The sequence below is a fragment of the Streptomyces sp. MnatMP-M17 genome (genome assembly GCF_900091995.1).
GTDB lineage: Bacteria > Actinomycetota > Actinomycetes > Streptomycetales > Streptomycetaceae > Streptomyces.
This window is the reverse complement of sequence record NZ_FMDK01000416.1, coordinates 1-4,482: the sequence shown is the minus strand read 5'-3', so window position 1 is coordinate 4,482 and position 4,482 is coordinate 1. Positions and strand designations below refer to the sequence as shown.

Sequence of the window (4,482 nt, the reverse complement as noted above, 5' to 3'; positions counted from 1 at the left end):
CGCCGGAAGCGTCAGCGAGATCGCGCTCGCCGCGGCCGGCGGCGCCGCGGCCTGGTTCGATCCGGCCGAGCTGGACGAGGCCGACGAGCAGGCCTTCGCGCGCTGGCTCGGCGCCGCGGACCGGCCCAAGGTGATGCACAACGCGAAGGGCGCGATGCGGGTCGCGCCCGAGCACGGCTGGCGGGTCGACGGCGTCACGATGGACACCGCCCTGGCCGCCTATCTGGTCAAGCCGGGCCGCCGCTCCTTCGCGCTGGACGCCCTCGCCATCGAGTATCTGGGCCGTGAACTGGCTCCGGCCGCCGAGGACGGACAGCTCGCGTTCGGCGTCGACGAGCAGGCCGAGGCCGATGCGCTGATGACGCAGGCCCGCGCCGTACTCGATCTGGGCGACGCGTTCGCCGAGCGGCTCGGCGAGGTCGGCGCGACCGAGCTGCTCGACGAGGTGGAGCTGCCCACCTCCGAGCTGCTGGCCCGGATGGAGCGGCATGGCATCGCCGCCGACCGGGCCCATCTGGAGGCCATGGAGCAGCAGTTCGCGGGCGCGGTGCAGCAGGCCGTGAAGGAGGCGCACGCCGCGGTCGGCCATGAGTTCAACCTCGGCTCGCCCAAGCAGCTCCAGGAAGTCCTCTTCGGTGAGCTGGGCCTGCCCAGGACGAAGAAGACCAAGACCGGTTATACGACGGACGCCGACGCGCTGGCCTGGCTCGCCGCCCAGACCGAGCACGAGCTGCCGGTGATCATGCTGCGCCACCGTGAGCAGGCGAGGCTGCGGGTCACGGTCGAGGGCCTGATCAAGGCGATCGCGGCGGACGGCCGTATCCACACCACGTTCAACCAGACGGTGGCGGCGACGGGCCGGCTCTCCTCCACCGATCCCAACCTCCAGAACATCCCGGTCCGCACCGACGAGGGCCGGGCCATCCGGCGCGGCTTTGTCGTCGGCGAGGGATACGAGTCGCTGATGACGGCCGACTACAGCCAGATCGAGCTGCGGGTCATGGCGCATCTGTCCGAGGACGCCGGGCTGATCGAGGCGTTCACCTCCGGTGAGGATCTGCACACCACCGTCGCCTCCCAGGTGTTCAGTGTGGAGAAGTCCGCCGTCGATCCCGAGATGCGCCGCAAGATCAAGGCGATGTCGTACGGACTGGCCTACGGGCTCTCGGCGTTCGGCCTGTCCCAGCAGCTCAATATCGAGGCGGCCGAGGCACGTGGGCTGATGGACACGTTCTTCGAGCGCTTCGGAGGCGTACGGGACTATCTGCACCGCGCGGTCGTGGAGGCCAGGGCCACGGGATACACGGAGACGATGCTCGGCCGCCGCCGCTATCTCCCGGACCTCAACAGCGACAACCGCCAGCGCCGGGAGATGGCCGAGCGGATGGCGCTCAACGCGCCGATCCAGGGCACCGCGGCGGACATCGTCAAGGTCGCCATGCTCAAGGTCGACCGGGCGCTGACGGAAGCCGCCCTGGAGTCGCGGATGCTTCTCCAGGTGCATGACGAAATCGTGCTGGAGATCGCGGCGGGCGAGCGCGAGCGGGTGGAGGAGCTGCTGCGCCGCGAGATGTCGAGCGCGGTCGAGCTGCGCGCGCCGCTGGATGTCTCGGTGGGCGTCGGCACGGACTGGGAGTCGGCGGCGCACTGACCGGAGAGGGCCGGCGAACCGGCCCGGGCGCACTGACCGGAGAAGAACCGGTGCGGTGATTCGATGCGGTGATCCGGTGCGGCTTCGAGGTGTCCCTTTCGGGTGCTTCGGGGCCGCACCGGCCGTTGCGCCGCGGCGCCGGTTGCCCGGCCCGCCGACCACGAGGGCAGCCTGGGAGGATCCTTCGTACCGGGCCCCGGGGCACTTGGGGGTCCCGGAGGTGGCGAACTGGTGAATACCGGTCACGCACCGGTGTGCTGGGGCATGGAGTTGACGTAGTGTCGCCTGAGTCCACGCGCGGGGAGCGCGAACAGCAGTCCACCGGGAGGGACCAGACGTATGGCAGCGCTATTCGGCCGCCGACTGCGTAAAGGAGCCATGACGACGGCGGTGGCCGCGGCGGCGATCGCCGCCCTCTCCGCCTCGCAGGCTCCAGGCGCGATCCCCACGGACACGGACACGGACACCGGCGGCAACGCGCAGGCGGCCGATGTGACACCGCCTCCCGGTACGCCGGTCAGCGGCAACTCCCCGTACTACACGGAGCTTCCGCCGCTCACGACGCCCGACAAGCCGGGCACCTCCATCGATCTGCCCGCCATCACAGGCCCGGCGGAAGCGGGCATTCCGGCCACGGTCCTGGCCGCGTACCGGCAGGCCGAGCAGGCCCTCGCGGAGAGCAGGCCCGGCTGCAATCTGCCCTGGCAACTGCTCGCCGCCATAGGCAAGGTGGAGTCGGGCCAGGCGCGCGGCGGCCGGGTGGACGCCCAGGGCACCACGCTCTCGCCGATCCTCGGCCCGGTGCTCAACGGTGTGGGCTTCGCCAATATCAGTGACACCGACAACGGCCAGTACGACGGCGACACCACGCACGACCGCGCGGTCGGCCCGATGCAGTTCATCCCGTCCACCTGGGCCACCTGGGGTCAGGACGGCAACGGCGACGGACGCAAGGACCCCAACAACATCTACGACGCCGCGCTGGCCGCCGGGCAGTATCTGTGCGCAGGGAACCGCGATCTGTCGGTCGACGCCGATCTGCACCAGGCGATCCTCGGCTACAACCACTCGCAGGAGTATCTGAACACGGTCCTGACCTGGTTCGAGTACTACAGGAACGGTACGCACGAGGTCCCGGACGGCACCGGCGTACTGCCCATCGGCCCCCCGGCCGGTCCCGGCGCCTCGCCCGGCCCGAGCCCGAGCCCGAGCCCCAAGCCGCCCACCAGCACCAAGCCCAAGCCGCCGAAGCCGTCCGGCTCGACGCCGCCGTCCGGCCCGAGCATCCCGAAGCCGCCCCAGCCGGGCGGCGGAGACCCGACCACGCCCGCTCCGAAGCCCGTCGTCGAGCACCTGGAGAAGACGACCGCGGGCGCGCTGACCGCCGTGGCCGGCAGCGCGTTCGGCGAGCGTGCCGGAGTACGGGCGGAGGACGCGACGGGCAAGCCCGTCGCCGACGTGGCCGTACGGTTCGAGATCACCGGCACCACGGACGCCCGCTTCAGCGGCGGCGTCTCCGTGGTGACCGTCACCACCGGCGCGGACGGCACGGCCGTCGCGCCGGCGCTCCAGGCGGGCGAGCAGACCGGCGAGTTCAGGGTCCGGGCGACGGTCTCCGGCACGGATGTCGCGGCCGTCGAGTACGCCGCGAGCGTCACGGCCCGGCAGACGGACACGCTCGCCACCGAGCAGAAGGCGCTGACGGCCGCGCCCGGCACGGAGTTCGCCGACACGGTCGTGGTCAAGGCCACGTCCGGCGGTGTCGCCGTACCGGGTGTCGGAGTGAGCGCCACCGTGATCACCTCCGCCGACGACCCCACGACACCGGCCGCCGGTCCCTACTTCAAGGACGACGTGGACGGCAGTCCGCTGCGGAGTCTGAAGGGCCTCACGACGGACGCCAACGGTGTCCTCCAGCTCCCGAAGATCTACGCGGACGACACCACGGGCACGTTCGTGCTCCGGCTCGTCACCGAGAACGGCGTGAAGCTCGACATCACGCTGACGGTCGCCGCGGCGGCCTGACGGCGAGAGTTCACAGCCGCCCCGCACCACTGCCCACTCGGCGGGCGTGGTGCGGGGCGGTCGGCTTTGCGGGCGGGGTTCTGGGCGGAGGCCCGGGCGTCAACGCCGGTTGTTCGTACGGCGCGTGGCCACCGCCGCCGAGGGATCTTCCGGCCAGGGATGGCGCGGATAGCGGCCACGGAGCTCGGCGCGCACCGAGCGGTAGCCGTCCCGCCAGAAGGACGCCAGATCCGCCGTGACCGCCGCGGGCCGGCCCGCCGGTGACAGCAGATGGACCAGCACCGGCACGCCCGCGACTCTCGGCGTCTCGCGCAGGCCGAACAACTCCTGGAGCTTCACCGCCAGTACGGGCTGCGGACCGCCGTACTCGACCCGTATCCGTGATCCGCTGGGCACTTCGATACGTTCCGGAGCCAGCTCGTCCAGCCGTGCCGCGTCACCGCTCGCCCAGGGCAGCAGCCGCCGTAGCGCTTGGCCGGCGTCGATCCGTTCCAGATCGGAGCGGCGGCGGGCGCGCGACAGTTCGGGCTCCAGCCAGTCCTCCGTACGGGACAGCAGCGCGGCGTCCGAGACATCCGGCCAGGGCGCGCCCAACTCCCGGTGCAGAAAGGCCAGCCGCTCGCGCAGCCCGTGTGCGTCCCGTGTCCAGCGCAGCAGTCCGAGCCCGTGGCGGGCCAGACCGTCCAGCAGGGCCTGCCGTACGAGACCGGGCTCGGGCCTCTTCAACGTTCGTACGGCCAGATCCACGGCCCCGAGCCGCTCCACCCGCCGGGCGACCACATCGCCGTCCTCCCAGCGCACCTCGT

General features: G+C 71.7%; 3 protein-coding genes. 2 read left to right on the top strand and 1 reads right to left on the bottom strand.

Translation table 11 applies throughout. The annotated features are described in order from the left end of the window. Positions 1–1,651, top strand: a 1,651-nt coding sequence (polA, locus tag GA0115259_RS19145) for a DNA polymerase I (RefSeq protein WP_093598493.1), incomplete at its 5' end; no start/stop codon positions are given. Between the two features lie 339 nt (positions 1,652–1,990). Beyond that, positions 1,991–3,676, top strand: a complete 1,686-nt coding sequence (locus GA0115259_RS19140; protein ID WP_093598490.1) for a lytic transglycosylase domain-containing protein — start codon at positions 1,991–1,993, stop codon at positions 3,674–3,676. 99 nt (positions 3,677–3,775) lie between these two features. Here the strand turns inward: GA0115259_RS19140 and GA0115259_RS19135 are convergent. Beyond that, positions 3,776–4,482 (bottom strand): ATP-dependent helicase C-terminal domain-containing protein (locus GA0115259_RS19135; RefSeq protein WP_272921148.1); only part of this gene is annotated, 707 nt, incomplete at its 5' end.

Excerpts from the sequence above, each read along its gene's own strand:
- GA0115259_RS19140 (WP_093598490.1), top strand. The coding sequence starts at position 1,991 with ATGGCAGCGCTATTCGGCCGCCGACTGCGTAAAGGAGCCATGACGACG.